The sequence below is a fragment of the Planctomonas deserti genome (assembly GCF_003067705.1).
Classification (GTDB): Bacteria; Actinomycetota; Actinomycetes; order Actinomycetales; family Microbacteriaceae; genus Planctomonas; species Planctomonas deserti.
In genome coordinates, this window is sequence record NZ_QANL01000001.1 from 732818 (window position 1) to 753443 (window position 20626).

The 20626-nt window shown below is 72.4% G+C and carries 22 protein-coding genes; 12 read left to right on the forward strand and 10 right to left on the reverse strand.

The window, feature by feature from the left end; genetic code table 11:
- Nucleotides 1-235 precede the first annotated feature (235 nt).
- The 5 genes from DAI20_RS03350 to DAI20_RS03365 all read left to right on the forward strand — a co-directional run bounded on the left by DAI20_RS03350 (nucleotide 236) and on the right by DAI20_RS03365 (nucleotide 4894).
- Nucleotides 236-823 (forward strand): helix-turn-helix domain-containing protein, encoded by a 588-nt coding sequence (locus DAI20_RS03350; protein ID WP_108249128.1) that lies wholly within the window; start codon nucleotides 236-238, stop codon nucleotides 821-823.
- Between the two features lie 8 nt (nucleotides 824-831).
- Nucleotides 832-1563 (forward strand): B3/B4 domain-containing protein, encoded by a 732-nt coding sequence (locus DAI20_RS03355; RefSeq protein WP_108249129.1) that lies wholly within the window; start codon nucleotides 832-834, stop codon nucleotides 1561-1563.
- 227 nt (nucleotides 1564-1790) lie between these two features.
- Nucleotides 1791-2432 (forward strand): biliverdin-producing heme oxygenase, encoded by a 642-nt coding sequence (locus tag DAI20_RS18395; RefSeq protein ID WP_159084897.1) that lies wholly within the window; start codon nucleotides 1791-1793, stop codon nucleotides 2430-2432.
- Nucleotides 2429-4426, forward strand: coding sequence for a bifunctional diguanylate cyclase/phosphodiesterase (locus DAI20_RS03360; RefSeq protein ID WP_159084898.1), 1998 nt, complete (start codon nucleotides 2429-2431; stop codon nucleotides 4424-4426). The genes DAI20_RS18395 and DAI20_RS03360 overlap by 4 nt, the downstream gene beginning before the upstream one ends.
- A 186-nt stretch (nucleotides 4427-4612) precedes the next feature.
- A complete protein-coding gene (locus DAI20_RS03365) occupies nucleotides 4613-4894 on the forward strand; it encodes a hypothetical protein (protein ID WP_108249131.1) in 282 nt (93 codons plus the stop codon).
- A 78-nt stretch (nucleotides 4895-4972) separates the two neighbouring features.
- Here DAI20_RS03365 and DAI20_RS03370 read toward each other — a convergent pair whose 3' ends face one another.
- The 4 genes from DAI20_RS03370 to DAI20_RS19130 form a co-directional block, all read right to left on the reverse strand.
- Nucleotides 4973-5320: a DUF7882 family protein gene (locus DAI20_RS03370; RefSeq protein ID WP_108249132.1), complete on the reverse strand. Its 348-nt coding sequence runs from the start codon at nucleotides 5318-5320 to the stop codon at nucleotides 4973-4975.
- A gap of 88 nt (nucleotides 5321-5408) precedes the next feature.
- Nucleotides 5409-6278 carry a VOC family protein gene (locus tag DAI20_RS03375; protein ID WP_240605843.1) on the reverse strand — a complete coding sequence of 290 codons (870 nt, stop codon included), beginning with the start codon at nucleotides 6276-6278 and terminating at the stop codon, nucleotides 5409-5411.
- A gap of 64 nt (nucleotides 6279-6342) precedes the next feature.
- Complete coding sequence (locus tag DAI20_RS03380; protein WP_108249133.1) at nucleotides 6343-7104, reverse strand: GTP cyclohydrolase II; 762 nt, start codon at nucleotides 7102-7104, stop codon at nucleotides 6343-6345.
- A gap of 174 nt (nucleotides 7105-7278) precedes the next feature.
- Entirely contained in the window at nucleotides 7279-7443 is a 165-nt protein-coding gene (locus DAI20_RS19130) for a hypothetical protein (RefSeq protein WP_438501971.1), read from the reverse strand.
- Nucleotides 7444-7473: 30 nt separating this feature from the next.
- Between DAI20_RS19130 and DAI20_RS03385 the strand changes: the two genes are divergently transcribed.
- Complete coding sequence (locus DAI20_RS03385; RefSeq protein ID WP_438501972.1) at nucleotides 7474-9411, forward strand: heavy metal translocating P-type ATPase; 1938 nt, start codon at nucleotides 7474-7476, stop codon at nucleotides 9409-9411.
- 48 nt (nucleotides 9412-9459) lie between these two features.
- On the forward strand, nucleotides 9460-10020 hold the full coding sequence (locus DAI20_RS03390) for a hypothetical protein (protein WP_108249135.1): 561 nt from the start codon (nucleotides 9460-9462) through the stop codon (nucleotides 10018-10020).
- Between the two features lie 460 nt (nucleotides 10021-10480).
- On the opposite strand, the gene DAI20_RS03395 is transcribed toward DAI20_RS03390, so the two are convergent.
- The 3 genes from DAI20_RS03395 to DAI20_RS03405 form a co-directional block, all read right to left on the reverse strand.
- Nucleotides 10481-10663, reverse strand: coding sequence for an antitoxin (locus DAI20_RS03395; protein WP_108249136.1), 183 nt, complete (start codon nucleotides 10661-10663; stop codon nucleotides 10481-10483).
- A 78-nt stretch (nucleotides 10664-10741) separates the two neighbouring features.
- On the reverse strand, nucleotides 10742-11845 hold the full coding sequence (locus DAI20_RS03400; protein ID WP_108249137.1) for a zinc-ribbon domain-containing protein: 1104 nt from the start codon (nucleotides 11843-11845) through the stop codon (nucleotides 10742-10744).
- 55 nt (nucleotides 11846-11900) lie between these two features.
- The gene (locus DAI20_RS03405) at nucleotides 11901-12458 is read right to left on the reverse strand and encodes a TetR family transcriptional regulator (protein WP_168927658.1); all 558 of its coding nucleotides are present in this window, start codon (nucleotides 12456-12458) and stop codon (nucleotides 11901-11903) included.
- A 76-nt stretch (nucleotides 12459-12534) separates the two neighbouring features.
- Here DAI20_RS03405 and DAI20_RS03410 point away from each other — a divergent pair, with 76 nt between their 5' ends.
- Nucleotides 12535-13599 (forward strand): SDR family NAD(P)-dependent oxidoreductase, encoded by a 1065-nt coding sequence (locus DAI20_RS03410; protein WP_240605844.1) that lies wholly within the window; start codon nucleotides 12535-12537, stop codon nucleotides 13597-13599.
- 51 nt (nucleotides 13600-13650) lie between these two features.
- Here the strand turns inward: DAI20_RS03410 and DAI20_RS03415 are convergent, their stop codons facing one another.
- Together DAI20_RS03415 and DAI20_RS03420 are read right to left on the reverse strand one after the other, a co-directional pair.
- Nucleotides 13651-14808, reverse strand: a complete 1158-nt coding sequence (locus tag DAI20_RS03415; protein ID WP_159084899.1) for a low temperature requirement protein A — start codon at nucleotides 14806-14808, stop codon at nucleotides 13651-13653.
- A gap of 213 nt (nucleotides 14809-15021) precedes the next feature.
- Nucleotides 15022-16089, reverse strand: coding sequence for an NAD(P)-dependent alcohol dehydrogenase (locus DAI20_RS03420; protein ID WP_240605845.1), 1068 nt, complete (start codon nucleotides 16087-16089; stop codon nucleotides 15022-15024).
- 120 nt (nucleotides 16090-16209) lie between these two features.
- Between DAI20_RS03420 and DAI20_RS03425 the strand changes: the two genes are divergently transcribed.
- The 3 genes from DAI20_RS03425 (at nucleotide 16210) to DAI20_RS03430 (ending at nucleotide 18813) form a co-directional block, all read left to right on the forward strand.
- Nucleotides 16210-16911 carry a TetR/AcrR family transcriptional regulator C-terminal domain-containing protein gene (locus DAI20_RS03425; RefSeq protein ID WP_108249139.1) on the forward strand — a complete coding sequence of 234 codons (702 nt, stop codon included), beginning with the start codon at nucleotides 16210-16212 and terminating at the stop codon, nucleotides 16909-16911.
- 186 nt (nucleotides 16912-17097) lie between these two features.
- Complete coding sequence (locus DAI20_RS19050; protein ID WP_306766454.1) at nucleotides 17098-17229, forward strand: hypothetical protein; 132 nt, start codon at nucleotides 17098-17100, stop codon at nucleotides 17227-17229.
- 192 nt (nucleotides 17230-17421) lie between these two features.
- Complete coding sequence (locus DAI20_RS03430) at nucleotides 17422-18813, forward strand: HNH endonuclease signature motif containing protein (protein ID WP_108249140.1); 1392 nt, start codon at nucleotides 17422-17424, stop codon at nucleotides 18811-18813.
- A gap of 115 nt (nucleotides 18814-18928) precedes the next feature.
- Here the strand turns inward: DAI20_RS03430 and DAI20_RS03435 are convergent, their stop codons facing one another.
- Complete coding sequence (locus tag DAI20_RS03435; protein ID WP_108249141.1) at nucleotides 18929-19468, reverse strand: TetR/AcrR family transcriptional regulator; 540 nt, start codon at nucleotides 19466-19468, stop codon at nucleotides 18929-18931.
- Between the two features lie 69 nt (nucleotides 19469-19537).
- On the opposite strand from DAI20_RS03435, the gene DAI20_RS03440 reads away from it, so the two are divergent.
- Nucleotides 19538-20626: an FAD-dependent monooxygenase gene (locus DAI20_RS03440; RefSeq protein ID WP_108249142.1), complete on the forward strand. Its 1089-nt coding sequence runs from the start codon at nucleotides 19538-19540 to the stop codon at nucleotides 20624-20626.

The window sequence follows — 20626 nt, forward strand, 5'->3', positions numbered from 1 at the left end:
GTCCGTCCCTAGCCCCTGCCCAGGCAGGGGGATCGTGCCCAGCTTCAAGCTGCGCAGGATCCTCGTGCCTGGGCAGAGGCGTGAGTGGGAGCAGCGCGGGGATACCGCTGCCTGGGCAGGGGCGCGAGTGGGAGCACCGCGGGGTGCCACCGCCTGGGCAGGGGCACGCGCGCGAGCCGCGCGCCTGGGCAGCGCGAGCAGGAACAGTGCACACGGCGCGCAGTAGAGTGCACTCATGACGAACGACACGGCCGCCCTCGCGTCGGCGATCGGCGCGCGGGTTCGCACCGAGCGGCAGGCGCGGCGCTGGACGCTCGATCAACTCGCGGAGGCCGCGGGCGTGAGCCGCCGCCTCGTCGTGAACGTCGAGCAGGGTGCGACGAACCCGAGCGTCGGCACGCTCCTGCGCATCGCCGAGGCGCTCGGGGTCGGGCTGCCCGACCTGGTCCAGTCCCCCGATCCCAAGCCGGTGAAGGTGACCCGCGACGGGGAGGGCGCCGTGCTGTGGACCGGCGAGAACGGCGGCCGCGCGGTACTCGTGGCCGGGACGACGCGGCCCGAGGTGTTCGAGCTGTGGGACTGGACCCTCGGCGCCGGCGACCGGCACCCGAGCGAGACGCACTCCCCCGGCACGAGGGAGCTCCTGCACGTGCGGGAGGGCTCCATCACGGTCGAGGTGGCGGAGCGTGCGGTCGAACTCGAGGCCGGCGACGCCCTCGAGTTCCCCGGTGACGTCGCCCACGTCTACGCCAATGCCGGCGCCGGGCCCGCGCGGTTCTCGCTGGCCGTCTTCGAGCCGGGCGTCGGCCCGGGAACCCGATAGGAGCGGATATGACCGACACTGGAGCCGCGCACGACTTTGTCGAGGCCGGACGCGTCGACGCCGCCGTCTTCGCCCTGCGTCCCGACTACCGGGCCGTGCTGCTCGCCGTCGAGGGCCTCGTGCCCGGCGGCAGCGACGAGGCGAGCGACGCGCTGCTGCGGCAAGCCGAGGATGCGGCGCGAGCGGCGCTCGAGGACCGGAAGGTGGAGGACATCCCGCACGTGGCGGCGTGGCGGGACGCCTACCGGGCGTTCGGCGCGAAGCCGCAGCGCACCCGGAACAGCCTCGAGGCGCTCCTGCGCCGCGCCGCCGCGGGTCTGCCCCGGGTGAACCGGCTCACCGACATCTACAACGCGGTCTCGGTGCTGCACCAGGTGCCCCTGGGCGGCGAGGATCTCGCGCACTACGCCGGGGCGCCGCGCCTGGTCCTCGCGACCGGCTCAGAGCCCTTCGACACCGTGGCGGACGGCGCCCCGGCCGTCGAGAGCCCCGAAGCCGGGGAGGTCGTGTGGTGCGACGACGCGGGTGTCACCTGCCGGCGCTGGAACTGGCGACAGGGGCGTCGCACCCCGCTCCGCGACGACACGACGTCGGCGCTGTTCATCCTCGACGCCCTCGAGCCGATGACGGATCAGGCGCTGCTCGCCGCCGCGGACGACCTCGCCGCCCACCTGACCCGGCTCGGACCCGACGTGAGGGTGGCTCGCCGGGTGCTCGCCGCGGAGTCCGCCCCCGCCTGAGGCCGCTTCGGCCGACTCGGCGTGCGCTCCGCGGACCCCCAGCACCCCCGCTTTGCGTGCACCGGGCTGGACCCGCGTTCCACCGGGGTGCTACACCGGAAGTAGGCTCGAAACTGCGCCGCTTCACCACGGTGCTCGGGCGCCGCCGGCGATGACAGAACGGCCCATCGGACACCGGCCCCGGAAGCGGGGCGGGGAACGGGCCCACCCGGGGGAAGGACATCGTCATGGCGGCTGCAGAGACCATCCGTGCGGAGGATGCGCCGAGGGCGCCGCGGGGCGATGCCGGAGGCCTGCCGGCCCGGCTCCGCCACGAGACCGCGTCCCTGCATGCGCAGGTCGAGGCCTCGACGGGGCTCCCTGGCTCCGTCCGGAGCCGCGCGGAGTACGTGACGCTCCTGCAGCGGCTGCACGGGTTCCACTCCGCGGTCGAGGCCCGGCTGGCGCACCCCGACTGGGCCGAGGGCTGGGCGCGACTGGGCATCGACCTCGTCGGTCACGGGCGCTCCACCCTCCTCGCCCAGGACCTCGGGCAGCTCGGGTCGGCCGTTCCGGCACGACCGGCCGTCCTGGGAGACATCGACAGCTTCCCGGGCGCCCTCGGGTGCCTCTACGTGACGGAGGGGTCCTCCCTCGGCGGGCGGATCATCGGTCCGGCCATCCGGGCGACCATCGGCGAGGTTCCGACCGGGTTCTTCGAGAGCGCCGGCCGGCAGCACCCCTCCCCGTGGCGAGCTCTCACCCAGGCTCTGCGCCGGTTCGGCGACGAGGGAGGGGATGCCGACGCCGTGATCGGCGGCGCCCGATCCACCTTCCTGGCCTTCGAGGCCCAGGTCGCGTCGACGCAGGCTCCGGCGGTGGCGCGATGACGACCCCCGCCGTCGCCATCACCGCCGCCGAGCGGATCCGCCTCGAGAGCTGCTCTCGTGAGAGCATCCGCAGGCCCGGACTCGTTCAACCGCACGGCGTGCTGCTCACCGTGGATCTCCACACCTGGGCCATCGCCCAGACGAGCGCGAGCTGCGCAGCCGTGCTCGGCCTGCAGCCGGAGAACCTGCTCGGCCTCCCCCTCTCGGACCTCCTGGGCGACGAAACGATCGACGCGCTGTCGGCGGCGCTGACCGGCAGGAACGGAGCGGCCAATCCGGTACCGGTCGAGGTAGGCGGACGCCGGTTCGACGGCATCGTTCATTTCGCGGACGGGGTCGTCGTGCTCGAGCTCGAGCCGGAGCTCGCCGCGGAGGGGTTCGCGACGCCGTCCATGGTCTACGCCGCGGTGAATCGGCTGGCCACTCTGCGGAGCCGGGAGGAGCTGTGGGCGGACGCGGCCGAGGAGCTCGCCGTGCTCACCGGCTTCGACCGTGTGATGATCTACCACTTCCACCCCGACGGGCACGGCCAGGTCGTCGCGGAGGTGCGCGCGGACGACTCGATGGAGCCGTACCTCGGGCTGCACTACCCGGCCTCGGACATCCCCGCCCAGGCCCGCGAGCTGTACCTGGCCAAGCTGTCCCGGACGATCTTCTCGACCTCGGACGCCCCGCAGCCGCTCGTCCCCGAGCAGAGCCCCGTCACCGGTGAGCCTCTCGACCTGAGCTCCGCCGAGCTGCGCAGCGTCTCGCCGCATCACCTCCAGTTCATGCGCAACATGGGCCAGGCCTCCACCCTGTCCTTCTCGCTCATCTTCAACGGTGAGCTGATCGGCATGATCACCTGCGCGCACCGCACGCCGCGACGGCTGCCGTTGACGCTTCGCCGCGGTCTCGAGGTGTTCAGCAACCAGGTGGCCCTGCAGCTGAGCGCGATGTCGGAGATCGCCCGGCTCACCCGCGACACGGAGCTGCGCGCGCTGCGCACCCGCCTCGTCGGCCAGTTCACGTCACACGACGACACCGTGCAGTCGCTCCTTCACGGAGAGGTGACGCTGCTCGACCTCGTTCCGGCGGCCGGCGCCGCGCTCTCGCACAACGGGATCCTCTCCACGGTGGGCAGCGTCCCCGACCTGCCCCGGATCGACCTGCTGCTCGAGCGGCTACGTTCCAGCGACCGGTTGCCCTTCGCCAGCGAGTCGCTCGCGCTCGAGCACCCGGACCTCGTGTCCGTCGTTCCCTCGGTCGCCGGCGCGGTGGTCGTGCCGTTCGGCGGACAGGGCGACTACCTCGCCTGGTTCCGCCCGGAGATCACCGAGACGACGAGGTGGCTGGGCGACCAGTCGGAGTCGAACCGCGACTCCATTCTCTCGCCCCGCAACTCCTTCTCCTCCTGGAGCGCGAGCGTGTCAGGGCGGGCCGAACCGTGGCGCGGCCTCGAGGTCGCGGCGATCGAGCTGGGCCGGGACCTGGACAGCGCGCTGATGCGCCAGGCCGAGTCCGCGCTGGCCCACCTCGGTCTGCACGACGCACTGACGGGGCTGCCCAACCGACGCCTGTTCACCGAGCGCCTCCAGCGCGCCCTCGCGGGCGATCCCCGCGGCGGCACCGTCGCCGTGATCTTCATCGACATCGACTCGTTCAAGGCGATCAACGACTCCCAGGGGCACGGCGGAGGCGACACGGTGCTGCAGCAGATCGCCGAGCGCATCTCCTCGGCGACGCGCGCCTCGGACACGCTCGCCCGCTTCGGCGGTGACGAGTTCGTGGTCCTCTGCGAGAACACGGGCCAGGACGGCGCGAGGAAGACGGCCGAGCGCGTGCTCGGGGCGCTCCTCGACCCCCTCGACATCGCCGGCCGGCCGCTCAGGGTGACGGCCTCGGTCGGGGTGGCGACGGCGACGCACGTCGACACCCCCGACAGTCTGCTGGGCCGCGCGGACTCCGCGATGTACCGGGCGAAGCGCTCCGGCAAGGACCGGGTGTCCGACTAGCGCGAACCGACCCCGCCATGGGGTGTGCGGCGCGTGCGGCGGAGCGTCTCCTCGCGTCCGGGCGCGTGATACCGCCTGAGGGCGCCGGTGGCTAGCCCTGCGGGCGAATCGCCGGATGCACGGAGCAGAGGATAGAACTGGTGACGTCCCCCGTTCGGGGGGTTCGCAAGTACAGGGAGTACCAGCATGTCCAACACCACCGATACCCACGCATCCAGGACGCTCGGGGTCGCCACGGAGACCAAAGCCTCCCTGAAGACCACCGAACTCTACGTGTTCATCGTCGTAGCGCTCGGCGTGCTCATCGCCTCCGCGGTCGTGGACGAGAACGAGGACGGGTCCGGCTTCGATGCCAACCACGCCTGGCTTTACGTCAGCATCCTCGCCGTCGGCTACATGATCAGCCGCGGTCTGGCCAAGTCCGGCAGCTACGACAGGGCCCGACTGAACGCCGACCACCGCAGCTGACGCACCACGTTCACGCGTAACCGCCCCGCTCACGCAGTGAGCGGGGCGGTTTTCCGTTGGTCTCGACGGCGGAGCGCGCTAGTTGAGCTTGGCGGGACCGGAGTCGGTATCGGCCTCTGTCGCATGCAGGTCGCCCTCGGGCGTCACGTAGAGGCCGGTCGCGGTGTTTGCGAGGACCGCGAGTCGCTCGAGCCACTCGCGGTTCACGGAGGGACGGCCGTTGCCGGCGAACTGGAAGTGCAGGTCCGTCGTGGGGTGGATCCAGATCATCGACCGGCCGCTGCCGCGATCCGACGAGGTCGCCCAGGACAGCAGGAACGCCTCCGATCGACGGAGCTTCCCGGTCATCACCAGCTGCAGGTGAGCGAGCACTCGGTCATCGAACTCGACCTCGAAACGTGCCGCTCCGTAATACAGCTTCCCCATCCGCCGCCCTCCTGGTGTTCTGCCTGCCGTGCGGCGATTCGCCACCCGGACTATTCTCCAGGATTCCAGCCGAGGTTCCCCTGGTGCTTCACTCGGCGGTTCGCACCTCGATAAGGTTCGCCCACGGGTCGTCGAACCGCACCGCGCGCCCGTCGTCGCGGGTCTCGACGCCGTAGTGTCGCATCCGCTCGGTGAGCGCGCCGAGGTCGTCGCCGGTCGGCACCTCGATGCGCACGAGACCGAGCCCGAGCGCCGGAGCCCGTCGTCCGGCGCCGCGGGAGTTCCAGACGTTCATCGCCATGTGGTGGTGGTAGCCGCCCGCGCTGACGAACAGCGCTTGGCCTCCCATGGCCGCGGTCGTCGAGAAGCCCAGCCGATCGACGTAGAACGCCCGGGCGCTCTCCACGTCGCCGACCGACAGGTGCACGTGCCCCACCCTGCCCGGCCGCGCGAGCGCGGCGTCGACGGCGGCCTCCGTGACGTTCTCCCGCAGGAAGCCGTTCGGATCGACGTACAGGCTGTCCATCTCGATGCGCCCGTGCGTCCACGACCACTCGGTCCGGTCGCGGTCCCAGTACAGCTCGACCCCGTTCCCCTCCGGGTCGGTCAGGTAGAACGCGATGCTCACCAGATGGTCAGCGCTGCCCGTGAAGGTGTTCGGGTACCGGGTGGCCACCGAGTACAGCGAGGCGGCGAGGTCGGCCTTGGTGTCGAAGAGGATCGCGGTGTGGAATAGCCCCGCCGAGCCGGGCGTGGCGTGCTTCAGCTCCGGAGCGTGCTCGAGGAGGACGATCGGCGTGCTGCCGCGACCGAGCACGGCGCGGCCGTTCTCCTGCGCGAGCAGCTCGAGCCGGATCCCGTCGCGATAGTAGGCGATCATCCGGTCGAGATCACCGACGCGCAGCGTGACGGCGCCCATGCCGGTGCTCGGCGCAAGGAGGTCGGTGGTGTCGGTCATGGTGTGTTCCCTGCTCGAGTGGATGGAATGCCGGTTAATGGCCGGTGGCGGCGTGGCCGGTGGATCAGCCGAGGATGAGGGTGTGGCCGGTGTGGTCGCGCTTGGCCTCGAGGTAGCGGGAGTTGGCCTCGGAGAGGTGCACGCCCGTGGGGACGCGCTCGGTGACGGTGACGCCGAACGCGTCGAGCTGGGCGGCCTTGTCCGGGTTGTTACTCAGCAGCCGGATGCTGTCCACGCCCACGGCCCGGAGCATCTGGGCCGCCGCGCGGTAGTCCCGCTCGTCCTCGCCGCGGCCGAGGGCGCGGTTCGCCTCGTACGTGTCGAGGCCGGCGTCCTGCAGGGCATACGCGTCGAGCTTGGCGTACAGGCCGATGCCGCGACCCTCCTGGCGGAGGTACAGCAGGAATCCGCCCGCCTCCGTGATGCGCTCGACCGCCTCACGCAACTGAGGGCCGCAGTCGCAGCGCTCGGAACCGAACACGTCGCCGGTCAGGCACTCGCTGTGCGGGCGGACGAGGGGCGCCTGACCGCCGATCGCGGCCCGGGCGACCGCCCCTTCCCAGTCGCCGAGGCCGAGCATGAGGTGCTCCTGGCCGTCCACGAGGTCGCGGAAGGTGAATACCTCGGCCGTCGCGGCATACCCGTCGGGGAACCGCAGGGGCACCGTCACGCGGGTGCGCACGACGGCGATCGGAGCGACGGCCGCCTGCCCGGGCTCGATCGCCGCATCGATCACCGCAGCGGCGGGAGCCACGACGCCGGGGGTCGCCGGAGCGGGTCGGGTGCGGCCGAGGAAGCGGCGCGGAGCCAGGCAGTCGATCGTCATCGTGTCGTCCTTTTTGTTGAAGCGTAAAGCGATCGTACGTCTAGACGCTTGAAGCGTCAAGTAAAGTCTGACGCCCGCGCCTCCCCGCATCCGCCCCTCCGGTCGCCCATTGACCGGTACCCCTAGGGGGTATATATTACCGGCATGAACCGGCCACAGGACACGACGCATGAGTCACTCGCCCAAGACGCGATGGCGCACGGCGAGCACGACGGTCACGACCCCCACCGGGGTCACGAGCACGGAACCCACACCGCGCATGGGCACCCCGGGCACGGGCACGGCGGGCACGGGCACGGGCACGGCGGGCACGGCTCCCATGCCGGGCACGGCGACCACGTCGGTCAGTTCCGGCGCCTATTCTGGATCATGCTGGTGGTCGCGATCCCGGTCGTGGCATTCAGCCCGATGTTCGCGATGATCCTCGACTACTCCCTGCCCGACATTCCGGGCATCGAATGGGTCTCCCCCGCGCTCGGCACGGTCATGTACCTGTGGGGCGGCCGGCCGTTCCTCGTGGGCGCGGTCGGTGAGCTGCGGGTCGGCAAACCCGGCATGATGCTGCTCATCGCGCTCGCCATCACGGTGGCGTTCCTCGCGTCCTGGGCGGCGAACCTCGGCCTGATCGATCACGAGCTCGACTTCTGGTGGGAGCTCGCCCTGCTCATCGTGATCATGCTGCTCGGCCACTGGATCGAGATGCGCTCCCTCGCGCAGACGTCCTCCGCGCTCGACTCGCTCGCCGCGCTGCTGCCGGACGAGGCGGAGCGCGTCGAGGGGGACGAGGTCGTGATCGTGCCCCCGTCCTCGCTCCGCCTGGGCGACGTCGTGCTGGTGCGGCCCGGGGCGCGAGTGCCGGCCGACGGGGAGGTGCAGGGCGGCACGGCCGACGTGGACGAGTCGATGATCACCGGTGAGTCGCGGCCCGTCACCCGCACGATCGGCGACCCCGTCGTGGCGGGCACCGTCGCCACCGACTCCGCGCTGCGGGTGCGGGTGCGGGTGACCGCGGTGGGCGAGAACACCGCCCTCGCCGGCATCCAGCGTCTGGTGACCGAGGCGCAGAACTCGTCGTCCCGCGCTCAGCGGATCGCCGACACGGCGGCGGGCTGGCTGTTCTGGTTCGCGCTCGGCGTCGGCGCCATCACGGCGATCGCCTGGACGCTGCTGGGCAGCCCGAACGACGCCATCGTGCGCACCATCACGGTGCTCGTCATCGCGTGCCCGCACGCCCTCGGCCTCGCGATCCCCCTCGTGGTGTCCATCTCGACCGAGCGCGCCGCCAAGGCGGGCGTGCTGGTCAAGGACCGCCTGGCGCTGGAGAGCATGCGCACGGTGGATGCGGTGCTCTTCGACAAGACCGGCACGCTGACCCGCGGCGAGCCCGTGGTGACGCGCGTCGCCGCCGTCACCGGCACCGAGGACTCCCTGCTCGCCCTCGCGGCGGCCGTGGAGTCCGACAGTGAGCATCCGCTGGCCCGGGCCATCGTGGACGCGGCCGGCACCCGCGGCATCCCCGCCCCCCGCGCCGTCGACTTCCAGGCGTCGACCGCCGTCGGCGTCAGCGGCACCGTGGACGGCCGGCGGATCAGCGTCGGCGGGCCGGGCATGCTGCGCGAGCACGCGGCCGAGCCGCTCCCGGCCACCCGGCCGTGGCAGGACGAGGGCGCGATCATCCTGCACGTCCTCGCCGACGGACGGGTGATCGGCGCGATAGGGCTCGCGGACGAGGTGCGGCCGGAGTCGCGGCAGGCGGTGTCGGAGCTGCAGGCGAGGGGCGTGGAGGTCGTGATGATCACGGGTGACGCCGAGCAGGTGGCCCGCTCGGTCGCGGGGCAGCTCGGGATCTCCCGGGTGTTCGCCGGTGTGCGCCCCGAGGACAAGTCGGCGAAGGTGGCCGAGCTGCAGTCCGAGGGCCACCGGGTGGCGATGGTGGGCGATGGTGTGAACGACGCCCCGGCGCTGGCCCAGGCCGACGTCGGGATCGCGATCGGCGCGGGCACCGACGTCGCCATCGCGTCCGCCGGGGTCATCCTGGCTGGCGACGACCCGCGCGCCGTGCTCTCGGTCATCACCCTGTCCCGTGCCGCGTACCGGAAGATGAAGCAGAACCTCTGGTGGGCCGCCGGGTACAACCTCATCTCGGTGCCGCTCGCCGCCGGGGTGCTCGCCCCGTTCGGCTTCGTGCTGCCGATGGAGGTCGGCGCCCTGCTCATGTCGCTCTCCACCGTGGTGGTCGCCGTGAACGCCCAGCTCCTGCGCCGGCTGACCCTGGTGCCCGCGGAGGCCCGCCACTCGGCACAATAGAGGCAGGGGGCAGCACATGCGCAGAACTGCGGTGAACGGGTACGGGCCATGACGATCAGCATTCCGACCACGAGGGAGGCCGTGCGAGCGGTCTGGGCGCAGGGCGTGCCGGACTATCGCGCGGTCACGGACAGCGCCGCCGCCGACCGGGTCCTCAGCGGCCTCCTCCGCGCCGCGCTCGATCTGCTGATCTACCGCAAGCTCGCCGGCAGGCGGGACGCCATCCACATGGTGGGCGGCGACAGCGAGGGATACCGCAGGTACGCGGCGGCGAACGACCGCACGGCGGACGGCGCGGTCGTGCTCGCCCACGCCCTCGCCGAGGCCACTGAGGAGGCCCGCCTCTTCGGCGAGCTGTTCGGTGTCGCACCGCCGTTCGGCTCCTGCCGCATCGTCGTCCTCTCCGTCGAGGACGGGTGCGCCGTCAACCGGCTCGAGCTCGACCCGGAGAGCCGAGGCGGCGTGTCCTGGTACGGGCGCTTCGACAACGCGCTGTTCAGCGAGGTCGCCATCGGTTTCGCGCTCTTCGTCACCCACCTCGTCGCCAACGTGTTCGACGACGACGACGGCACGGAGACCTTCGAGGAGTCCTTCCAGTACGTCGTGTGACGCGGTCGCGGCATCACGGTCGCTGAGCCGCGATCACGGTCGCAGCACTGGCCGCCGGGCCGCCATCGCGGTCGCTGAGCTTGTCGAAGCGACGCGAGCCATGTTGCGTCCCTTCGACAAGCTCAGGGACCGTAGGAGGCGTCCCTTCGACAGGCCCAGCCGCCGCGGGGGCACCGAGCCCGGCACTTCCGCTCCGCGCCTCGATCAGCCGCCATCACGGTCGGGATCGGCACTTCCGCTCCGCGCCTCGATCAGCCGCCGCGGGGCAGCGAGCCGGCACTTCCGCTCCCCGCCTCGATCAGCCGCCATCACGGTCGCTGATCTCGTCGAAGCGACGCGAGCCGGGTTGCGTCCCTTCGACAGGCTCAGGGACCGTGGGGGGTCCTTCGACAGGCTCAGCCGCCGCTACATGGGGGAAGCGCCGGGGTGTGCGACCCCGGCGCTTCCGGACCGGAGGCCGTCAGCCGCCCAGCTTCTTGTCCGCCGCGTCCGTCGCTCCGTCGATCTTGTCGTCGGCCTTGCCGCCCGTCGCCGAGCTCGCCGCGTCTCCGGCCTTGTCCAGCCCAAGGTCCGTCGCCTTCTCGCCCGCGCCGCCGCTAGCCGCGTCCTTGGCCTTGTCGCCCAGCCCACCCAGATCAGCCATGTCGATTCCCTTCGTCGGGTCACCGGGCGCCCGTCGCTCGGTGCGTGACCGCAGTCTCGTCCGTGGACAGGCCCGCGCCTAGCCCTGCAGGGCCGGAATGTCCGTCGATTCATCGCGGGCGTAAGCGGAAACGAGAAGCTGCCCGCGGACGTCCGCCATACGGTCGAGGATCCGGTCGATGAGGGCGCCGGAGACGCCCGACGTCACGACGTCGTATGGCCCGATGGGCTGGAGCTTGCCGACCCGGATGCGGATCACCTCCCAGCCGACCGCGCGCAGCAGCCGGTCCTTCTTCCGGTCGACGGCCTCGCGCCGCCCCACGTGCTCGAGGCCGTCGCGCCCGACGGTGTCGTATTCGATGGCGACCTTGAGCTCCGGCAGGAGGATGTCCGGCCAGACCTCGACGTGGTGGAAGAAGGGTCGCGCGACCCGGACGGCGTTCGTGCTGAGGTCGATGTCGAGCCGGGCGGCAAGACGCTGCCGGAGGTCGGCCTCCGCGGCGGAGGCGGGTCTCGGTGCCCAGGTGCTCACGAATGCCTCGCCGACGGGCACCGCATCCGCGCCGGCGCGCGCGTGCCGACAGGTGATGCACCTGCGCCCCTCGATGATCTTCTCGATCGGGGACTCGTAGGTGCCGTGTCCCGCGGGGCACACCCAGGGGTACCGCGCCTCGGCCCGGGTCTCGACGGCGAGCGCGGCGCGGCGCCCGGGCGTGACGCGCTCGAGCAGCTCCTCGCGGGTGACCGGCGAGCTGTCCAGGCGCCGGCACAGCGCGCAGCGATCGGCGGCGTCGTCGGGCGAGATGCGCCGCGGATCGACCGGGTGGCCGCAGGCGTGCGGCGGGGTGCCCGGCGCCGGAGCGATGGGTGCCCGGCCCCGCACCGCCAGGGCGGCGCAGTCGGGACACCAGGTCGAGCGGCGACGGGAGCCCCCCGGCCGCTGCCGCTGCTCCTCCGGGGTCGCGGCGAAGCGGTGCCCCATGTCGCAGACCCACAGGAGCAGCACGTCGGCGGCGGGCGGGATCTGGGTGAGCGTGATGCCGTGGTTCAGATCCGGGTGGTACTGGCGGATGAGCACGGGGTACCGCGCCCAGTCGTCGCGGTACGTGCCCACGGCGTACGGCACCGCGACGCCCTTCGACCACTGGCGGCGGGCCCACCACTGGTCGACGCTCTCCGGCATGGCGGCAGCGTAGGCGAGGCCACCGACATCGGCCAGGGTCGGCGCGGTCGCCGCCTCAGCGGGGCGCGAAGGCGGCCCGGAACAGTGCCCGCGCCCGGTGCGCGATCGCGGCGCGATCCCCGACGGCGGAGCGCGGCAGCAGCACGCTCACCATCGAGATCGACAAGAGCACGTCCGCCACCTCGACGTGCCCGCCGATGCGCCCCGCGCCCTGATCCCGGGCGAGGATGACCTCGATCACGGCTGTGATCCGCGTGCGCAGGTGCTCCGCCCGGGGATCCTCGGCGGCCGCCGAGATCATGTCGATGAGGGCGATCGAGCCCATCGCCTGCTCGGTCACCGCGTCGAACAGGTCGCCGAGCGTGGCGTCACCGGTGGCCGCGAGCGCCTCCAGGTCCTCGATGTTCTCGTCGAACACGGCCAGGGCGAGAGCGATCCGGTCCGGGAAGTGCCGGTACAGGCTGCCCTGCCCGACACCGGCCCGGCGGGCGACCGCGCTGAGCGGGGCGGCGAAGCCGGACTCCGCGAACACCTCGCGGGCGGCCTCGATGAGCGCCCGCCGATTCTCAGGCCCCGCACTGGGTCCGCGATTGGCCCGGGCACTGTCTGACACCGGTGTAGCGTACAACCGGACAGAGTTGTCCGGTTGGCGAGGGACCCCGCGCCGACCACACAGAAAGGACGAACCCGTGACGAACACCCGCACTCCCCTCACCGCAGACTCGACGATCGGAACCTGGCTCGACGACCCCATCGGCGGCGCCGTGCTCGGCGCGCTCCTCGCGCAGGGCGGCCAGTCCGCGGAGGCGCTGCGCCCCGTGCGCGGCATGGCCCTCGGCCGCCTCGTGCAGGTGAGCCAGGGCGCCTTCAGCCAGGAGATGGTGGACGCCGTGGTGCGGCAGGCCGAGTCGGGTGAGCTGCCCGAGGGCTGGGAGGCGACGTCGGCTGCCGCGGACACCCCGGCTCCGTCGACCCCCGCCGCCCCGCGCCCCCAGTGGGTCGAGAAGGTGACCCACGGCCGCTTCACCGGCAAGACCGTGATCGTGACCGGGGCCGGCTCGGGCATCGGCCGCGCCACCGCGTCCCGGGTGGCGCGCGAGGGCGGCCGCGTGATTGCCGTCGACATCTCCCGCGAGCGCCTGGACGAGTTCGCGGCCGCGCTGCCCGACGCCGACATCGTCGTGGTCGACGGCGACATCACCGACGACGCCGCGGTGGCGGCCATCGTCGAGGCCGCCGGCGACCGGATCGACGCGCTCGCCAACGTCGCCGGGATCATGGACGACATGACGCCCGTGCACGAGGTCACGGACGCGGTGTGGGACCGGGTCTTCGCGATCAACGTGACCGGCACCATGAAGCTCATGCGCGCCGTCACCCCCGCGATGCTCGCCCGCGCCCAGGGGTCGATCGTCAACGTGGCGTCCGAGGCCGCGCTGCGCGGGTCCGCGGCGGGCGCCGCCTACACGGCGTCCAAGCACGCCGTCGCCGGTCTCACCAAGAGCAGCGCGTTCATGTACGGCCCGAGCGGCATCCGCGTGAACGCCGTCGCCCCCGGCCCGACCATCACGAACATCCAGGCCCGGTTCGCGTCCGAGCTCGGCGCTCAGCGCGTGCGCCTCGCCATGGCCGCGATGCCCGACGCGGTGGACGCGGATGCCCTCGCCGCGTCCATCACCTTCCTGCTGAGCGACGACGCCGTGAACATCAACGGCGTCATCCTGCCGTCGGACGGCGGCTGGTCGGTCGCGTAGGACGACCACCCCTCCCGGTCGCGCCGCTCGGTCAGTCGCCGGGCGACGCGATCAGGAGGCGGCCGGCGCGTGCTGAGAGGCGCGGATCTCGGCACGCGCCTCCGCGTACCGTCGGGTCTCGACGACGACGACCGCGGCCGTGACGAGCACCACGAGTCCGAGCGCCGCGAGAGCCGGGACGGCCGCTCCGACCGGCACGAGAGCGACGAGCACCGCCCCGCCGCCCATCCGCCAGACCTTCCAGTAGCCCGCGGTGCGCCGCCAGAACGCTCCGAGGCCGGCGAGGTACAGCGCCGTGCCGCCGAAGAGGGCGGCGGCGCCGAACAGGCCGAACGACTCGGCATCCTCGACGTGGTGCATGGCCTGCTCCACCCCGAGGGCGGAGATCACGATCCCCGCGATGATCAGGAAGTGCTGGAACGTGTAGGCATCCACGGCGAGCGAGGCGCGTGCGGAGCCCCGCAGCCGGGCGAGCGCGTGCTCGGCGGCGATGGCGACCATGTCGAAGTAGAGCCACCACAGCAGCACCGACAGGGCGATGGCGAAGACCGAGCCCAGCACGATCGGCGTGCTGATGGGCTCCTCGGCCACCCCGACGCCGATCGCCACAATCGACTCGCCGAGGGCGAGGATGACGATCAGCCCGTACCGCTCCGCCCAGTGCGCGGCCGAGTGGATGCGCCAGTTGCCCCGGCGGGACGTGAGGTAGGTGAAGCCGCAGTCGAGCACGAGCCCGACGAGCCACAGCCAGGTCTGAGCGGTGCCGCCGACGACCGCCCCGGCGAGGATGAAGACCGCGCCGAGCGCGAGCGCCCAGACGCTCACGAGCACCTGGCGGCGCAGCGGGCCGTCGTCGCCGGCCGCGCCCAGGTAGAGCACGAGGTGCGCGACCCGCACGACGATGTAGGCCACCGCGAGCACGAGCGGCGCGTGCAGCCCGCCGGGCAGGTCCTCGAAGGACTCCGGGATCACCAGGGCGACGAGGAACATCGACGCCATGGCAATGGACATGCCCGTGCGGACCAGGCCCTCGTCGACGAACGTCTGATTGCCGAGCCAGCTGTAGGAGGTCCACGACCACCACAGGATGCCGAGGATGATCAGCCCCTGCAGCACCCCCATCGCGGAGTGGGCGTGAGCCATGAACTCGGTCACCTGGGTGAGCGCGAAGACGAAGACGAGGTCGAAGAACAACTCGAACGTCGTCACGCGATGCCCCTCGTCGGATGTCCGGAAACGGGGGAGAACGGAGCGGAGGTCCCTCATCCGGCTCATTCTGGGCCACCCGCCGGAATCGGTGCAACGCGCGATGAGGCGACCGCGGCTGCCCGGGCGTCGTCGGCGAGCGGGACAGCGGATCGCACCGGCGATGAGGTCGCCGGATGAGGCGGCGGGGTTGGCTGGTGCGGTCGCCCGGCAGGATCAGACCGTGAGGACGACCTTTCCGCGGGCCCGACCCTCGAGGAGGTAGCGGATCGCCGCGGGCGCCTCCTCGAGGGGGAACGCTCGATCCACGGCCGGCGTCACGGCCCCGCCGCGAACGAGGTCGGCGAGGACCCGCAGGTCGGCGGCGTTCTCGCTCGCGACGAACGTGCCGAGCTTCTGCGGAACGAACAGGGACAGCGCCATGGCGCGCAGCTGGCGGTCGGTGCCGCCGAGCCAGCGCCCGCCGGTCTCGGACCCGACGATCACGAGGGTGCCAGTGCGGGTGAGCGCCCGGCGCAGGCGGCGGAGCGACGCATGCCCGCCGGTGTCGATGATCACGTCGTACCGCTCGCTCCCGTCCGAGAAGTCCTCGACGGCGTAGTCGATCACGCGGTCGGCGCCGAGCCCGGTAACGAGCGACGCCTTGCCCGCGCTGCTCACGCCCGTGACGTGTGCGCCGAACGCCTTGGCGATCTGCACGGCGAAGCTGCCGACCCCGCCCGACGCGCCGAGGACGAGTACCCGCTGCCCGGCCGTCACCCGCCCCTGGTCGCGCACCGCCTGGAGCGCCGTGAGCCCGGACACGGGCACGGCGGCGGCCTGCTGCGGGGTGAGCTCCACCGGCCGCGCCGCGAGCTTGGCCGCCGGGCAGAGGACATACTCGGCGAAGGATCCGGCGCCGATGCCGAACACCTCGTCGCCGGGCGCGAAGGCGTCGACGCCGGGTCCGACGGCCTCGACCCTGCCCGCTACGTCGGCGCCGCGGATCCGCGTCTTGGGCCGCCGGAGCCCGAAGCCGGCGAGGCGGATGGGGTAGGGCAGCCCGGTCAGAAGGTGCCACACCCCGCGGTCGGCGCCCGCGGCCGCGACGCGAACGAGGACCTCGCCGTCGGCCGGCACGGGCACCGGCACCGGCACCCGCTCTACCCGCAGCACGCGATCGGCCGGGCCGTACTCGTCCTGCACGACGGCCGTCATCGTGCGCGCGGGTGGCGCGACCGGAGCCCGGGTGGGGAGGCCGACCGGGAGTTCGGCGGGCCGTCGATTCTGCTGGTGCGTGGTCATCATCATCCTTACGTCGTAAGCCTTATGCTGTAAGGCGACCGTACGACTACGCCGTAAGGTTGTCAATGGGCGCACCGCGGATCCGCGGGGGACGCGGCAGGCGGCCCGAAGGGAGCAGCAATGGCGACGGCAACGGGACCGGCACGGCGGACCCCTCGGCGCCGGCAGACCGCCCAGGCCCGACGCGAGCGACTCACGCGGGAGCGGGTGCTGCAGAGCGCGATCGAGCTCGCCGACGCGTCGGGCATCGAGGCCCTGTCGATGCGACGGCTCGGTGAGGAGCTCGGCGTCGAGGCGATGTCGCTGTACACGCACGTGGCGAACAAGGACGACCTGCTCGCGGGCATGATCGACGCGGTGTTCGCCGAGATCACCCCGCCGTCGCTCGAGGCGCACTGGAAGACGGCGATGCGGGATCGCGCGCTGTCCGTGCGTGCGGCGCTGCTGCGGCATCCCTGGGCGACGGGGCTGATGGACGCGAACGCGGCGCCCGGGGAGGCGACGCTGCTGCATCACGACCTCGTCATCGGCTGCCTGCGCGGCGGGGGCTTCTCGTTCGCGATGACCGCCCACGCGTTCGCCGTGCTCGACGGGTACATCTACGGGTTCGCCCTGCAGGACCGCAGCCTGCCGTTCGAGACCCCGGAGGAGACGGGGGACCTCGCCCAGGAGATGCTGGCGCAGTTCCCCGCCGGGCGGTTCCCGCACCTCGCCGCATTCATGGTCGAGCACGTGCTGAAGCCGGGCTACGACTTCGGGGACGAGTTCGAGTTCGGCCTGGACCTCATTCTCGACGCGCTGGAGCGCCACCGGGAGGACTGAGGCCGCGCCGCGTGCGGCTCAGGGGAACGGCAGACCCGGCGGGGGAGATCGGCGGGCCTGGGGGGCCCGGGGGGCTGAGGTCGGCGGGGCGGTGGGAGCGCGCGCCGACGCAGGGAGCGGGCTTCGTGCGTACGCTCGGGTGTTCCACGCCGTTTCTCCGGCGATCGCCTACCCAGGGAGTCCACCGTGTTCGCTCGTTACATCCTTCCCGTGCTCCTGTCCTTCGCGGTCAAGCAGCTGCGCAAGCGCAACGTGCGCGGCGCAGCGAGCCCCACGAACCGCGGCCGCTCGCGCTCGCGTTCGCGCTTCCGCTTCTAGGACCGCAGCGCGCCGCACCCATACGGTCCCTGAGCCTGTCGAAGGGACGCAACCATCCGGTCCCTGAGCCCGTCGAAGGGACGCGCCGGACCCCGACACGCACCCGTCCTCCACAGTCGAGGTCAGCAAGAGGTTCTCCACAGAATCGATTGCTGACCAGCAAATGTCGGTGGTCGATGGGACCATTGCTTCATGAGCAGCACGGCCCTCCTCGACCTCGCGGGATCGGTTGCGGCCGCGCTCGCCGACCGTCCTGTCGACGGACTCGGGGACGAGGCCCTACTCGGGATCACCCGGCAGGTCGAGGCCCTTGGACGATCGGTTGACGCGCTCCGGGTCGCGATGGCGGGAGAGATCGCGGCTCGATCGAGGACCGAGGACGGACCAGCGGGGCTTGCGGCTCGGAAGGGCTGCCGCAGTGCGAACGAGCTGCTGCAGCGCCTCACGCAGGCGTCCAGTGCAAACACCGCCGCCCGCCTCACGTTGGCCGCGTTGACACGCCGAGGTACGACTCTCTCGGGCGCTCGGATGCCGGCGATGTTCGACCACGTCCGCGCCGCCCTCGAGACCGGCGACCTCGGCGTGGACGCGGCGCTTGCGCTGACGAAGAACCTCGCGCCGCTGCGGGACCGGGTGCACCCGGACGCGCTCGACGCGGCCGAGCGAGAGCTCGTGGCCGCGGCGACCGGTTCGTCGCCCGACAGCCACGTCGAGGCGTCGGCGGACGAGATCCGCATCCAGGCCTCCGTCTGGCGGGCGACCCTCGACCCCATCGGGCTCGAGCCCGATGAGGCGCACGCGATGGCCAAGCGCGGCTTCCGCCTCGGACCCGAACGCAACGGACTCGTCCCCGTGAGCGGCGGGCTGCTACCGGAGGCGGCGGGCCGGGTGAAGCGACTGTTCGACGCGTACCTCACCCCGACCACCGCGCCGGCCTTCCTCACCGACGAGGAACTCGCGGACAAGAACGCGGTCAAGGACCCGCGGACGAAGGACCAGCAGCGGCACGACGTCCTGATCGGCGTCCTGGACGCAATGGCCCGCAGCGGCGACACCCCGACCATCGGCGGGGCCGCGCCGACCGTGCTGGTCACGATGCGCGCGGAGGACCTCGAGACCGGCGGCGCAGGGTACGCGGACGGGGTCGAGTCCCCTCTGTCACCCACGACCGTCAAGCAGATGGTGTGCAGCGGCGGAACGCAGAAGGTGCTGATCGGCAGGAATGGTCGCATTCTGAAGCTCGGGTCGGCCGAACGGTGCTTCACGGCTCCGCAACGGCGGGCGATCACCGCCCGGGACGGCGGCTGTCGCATCCCGGGTTGCTCGATCCCGGCGGGGTGGTGCGAGGTGCACCACGTGATTCCGGCGGCGGAGGGTGGACCGACGCATCCGGACAACGGGGTGCTGCTGTGCTGGTTCCACCACAGAACGATCGACACGTCCGGTTGGGCGATCCGGATGCGGGCCGGAGCACCCGAGGTGCAGGCGCCGCCCTGGCTCGACCACACCCGCCGATGGCGACCGGCAACGAAGAGCCGAATCGCACTCGCCATGCGACTAGGCCGGCCCCACCACGGTCCCTGAGCCTCACCACGGTCCCTGAGCCCCAGCACGGTCCCTATGGGGAGTCCCTTCGACAGGCTCAGGGATCGCGAGGCACACCACTTCGACGGGCTCAGGGACCGTGCGGGGCGGCGGCTCAGCCGAGGAGGAGGGCGCGGATCGCGGTCGCCGTCGCATCGGGGTCCAGCGGCTCGTCTCGGCGCACCGTGAGCGCATGCAGGAGCAGGCCGTCGCCGTAGTCGGCCACGGCGCGGGCACGGCGGGCCGCGTCGGGCACGCCGAGCGCCTGCAGCCCCTGCTCGAGTCCGAGCGTGAGGCGGCGGTGTCCGGCGCTCACGGCATCCGGCCGGTCGAGCGAGAAGCTCAGCCGTGCCCGGGACAACGCCGCGTGCTCGCCCGCCAGCGCGAGAAGGGCGGCCGTCAGGCCGGCGACGATGTCGTCCACGGTCGCGGGAGCGGCATCCGGCCGCGCGGACTGCGTGAGCTCCAGATCGAGGTCCTCGAGGCGACCGAGCACCGCCTCCACCAGTGCGGCCCTGCTCCGGAAGTAGTTCGACGTCGTGCCGAGCGGCAGTTCGGCGGCGGCATCGACCGCCCGATGCGTGAGGCCCTTCAGACCCTGATCGGCCACGAGACCGAGCGCCGTCGACAGGATCTCGGTGCGGCGGTCCGGCATGCGTCGGAGTCTAACCGGCGGACCGACCCTCCTCTGGCGGCACTACTACAAACGTAGTACCGTGACGCCATGAGCACCGTCTCGATCATCGGCGGCGGCATCGCGGGTCTCGCGGTCGCCGCCCTCCTGGACCCGCGGCGCTTCGACGTCACCGTCTCCGAGCAGCGGGTCGAGCTGCCCGCGGTGGGCACGATGCTGGCCATGTGGCCGGGCGCGCAGCGGGCGCTCGACCGCATCGGCGCCCTCGACGAGGTGCGCGCGCGAGGCATCGGGCTCGCGTCCATGCGGCTGCGCAACGGCGCGGGCCTCGTGCTCGCCGCACCGGACGCGGACCTCGGCGTCATCGGGGTGTCGCGCGTGGACCTGCTCCGCGTCCTCGACGCCGCGGTTCCCGCATCCGTCGCCCGTGTGACCGAGCGCGTCACGGTGCCGCCGGCGAACGCAGACCTTGTGATCGGCGCCGACGGTGTGCACAGCGCGACCCGCCGCTCAACCTGGGGCGAGGCGACCCGCGCCCGCCTCACCCCCTACCTCGCCGTGCGCGGCCTCCTCGACCGCGAGCCCGAGCCCGAGACCTCCGGCGAGTACTGGGGCAAGGGCGACCTGTTCGGCATCGGCCCGGCCGCCGGCGGGCGCACCAACTGGTACGCGTCGTTCCGCTCGGACGCGGGAGCCTCGGGCATCCCGGTGACGGATGCGCTCGCCCTGACCGCCGCGCGGTACTCGGATCACGCTCCCGCCATCCGCCGGGTCCTCGCCGCGGCGACGCCGGAGACCTCTCTCGCCCAGCGGGTGTGGACGACCCCTCCCCTGCGCCGCTACACGCAGGGTTGGTACGGCCGAGGCCCGGTGGCGCTGATCGGCGACGCCGCCCACGCCATGACCCCCAACCTCGGCCGCGGCGCGTGCGAGGCGCTCGTCGACGCCGTCGCGCTGGCCGATCTGCTCAACAGCCGCCCGGTCGACGAGGCGCTGCGGGCGTACAACCGGGATCGGGTCCTCCGGACGCAGGCCCTCCGCGCGGCGTCGCGCGCGCTCATGGTCGTCGCCCTCGCCGGGCCGGCCCAGCCGACCCGGGACCTCCTCGCCCGGGCGCTCGGGCGGCGCTCCCGTGTGGCGGCGCGGGCGGCGGCGTTGGACGCGACACCGGTGCCCTGA

Coding starts and splice junctions, on each gene's coding strand:
- DAI20_RS03350 (WP_108249128.1), top strand. CDS start 236: ATGACGAACGACACGGCCGCCCTCGCGTCGGCGATCGGCGCGCGGGTT.
- DAI20_RS03355 (WP_108249129.1), top strand. CDS start 832: ATGACCGACACTGGAGCCGCGCACGACTTTGTCGAGGCCGGACGCGTC.
- DAI20_RS18395 (WP_159084897.1), top strand. CDS start 1,791: ATGGCGGCTGCAGAGACCATCCGTGCGGAGGATGCGCCGAGGGCGCCG.
- DAI20_RS03360 (WP_159084898.1), top strand. CDS start 2,429: ATGACGACCCCCGCCGTCGCCATCACCGCCGCCGAGCGGATCCGCCTC.
- DAI20_RS03365 (WP_108249131.1), top strand. CDS start 4,613: ATGTCCAACACCACCGATACCCACGCATCCAGGACGCTCGGGGTCGCC.
- DAI20_RS03370 (WP_108249132.1), bottom strand. CDS start 5,320: ATGGGGAAGCTGTATTACGGAGCGGCACGTTTCGAGGTCGAGTTCGAT.
- DAI20_RS03375 (WP_240605843.1), bottom strand. CDS start 6,278: ATGACCGACACCACCGACCTCCTTGCGCCGAGCACCGGCATGGGCGCC.
- DAI20_RS03380 (WP_108249133.1), bottom strand. CDS start 7,104: ATGACGATCGACTGCCTGGCTCCGCGCCGCTTCCTCGGCCGCACCCGA.
- DAI20_RS03385 (WP_438501972.1), top strand. CDS start 7,474: ATGCTGGTGGTCGCGATCCCGGTCGTGGCATTCAGCCCGATGTTCGCG.
- DAI20_RS03390 (WP_108249135.1), top strand. CDS start 9,460: ATGACGATCAGCATTCCGACCACGAGGGAGGCCGTGCGAGCGGTCTGG.
- DAI20_RS03395 (WP_108249136.1), bottom strand. CDS start 10,663: ATGGCTGATCTGGGTGGGCTGGGCGACAAGGCCAAGGACGCGGCTAGC.
- DAI20_RS03400 (WP_108249137.1), bottom strand. CDS start 11,845: ATGCCGGAGAGCGTCGACCAGTGGTGGGCCCGCCGCCAGTGGTCGAAG.
- DAI20_RS03420 (WP_240605845.1), bottom strand. CDS start 16,089: ATGACCACGCACCAGCAGAATCGACGGCCCGCCGAACTCCCGGTCGGC.
- DAI20_RS03425 (WP_108249139.1), top strand. CDS start 16,210: ATGGCGACGGCAACGGGACCGGCACGGCGGACCCCTCGGCGCCGGCAG.
- DAI20_RS03430 (WP_108249140.1), top strand. CDS start 17,422: ATGAGCAGCACGGCCCTCCTCGACCTCGCGGGATCGGTTGCGGCCGCG.
- DAI20_RS03435 (WP_108249141.1), bottom strand. CDS start 19,468: ATGCCGGACCGCCGCACCGAGATCCTGTCGACGGCGCTCGGTCTCGTG.
- DAI20_RS03440 (WP_108249142.1), top strand. CDS start 19,538: ATGAGCACCGTCTCGATCATCGGCGGCGGCATCGCGGGTCTCGCGGTC.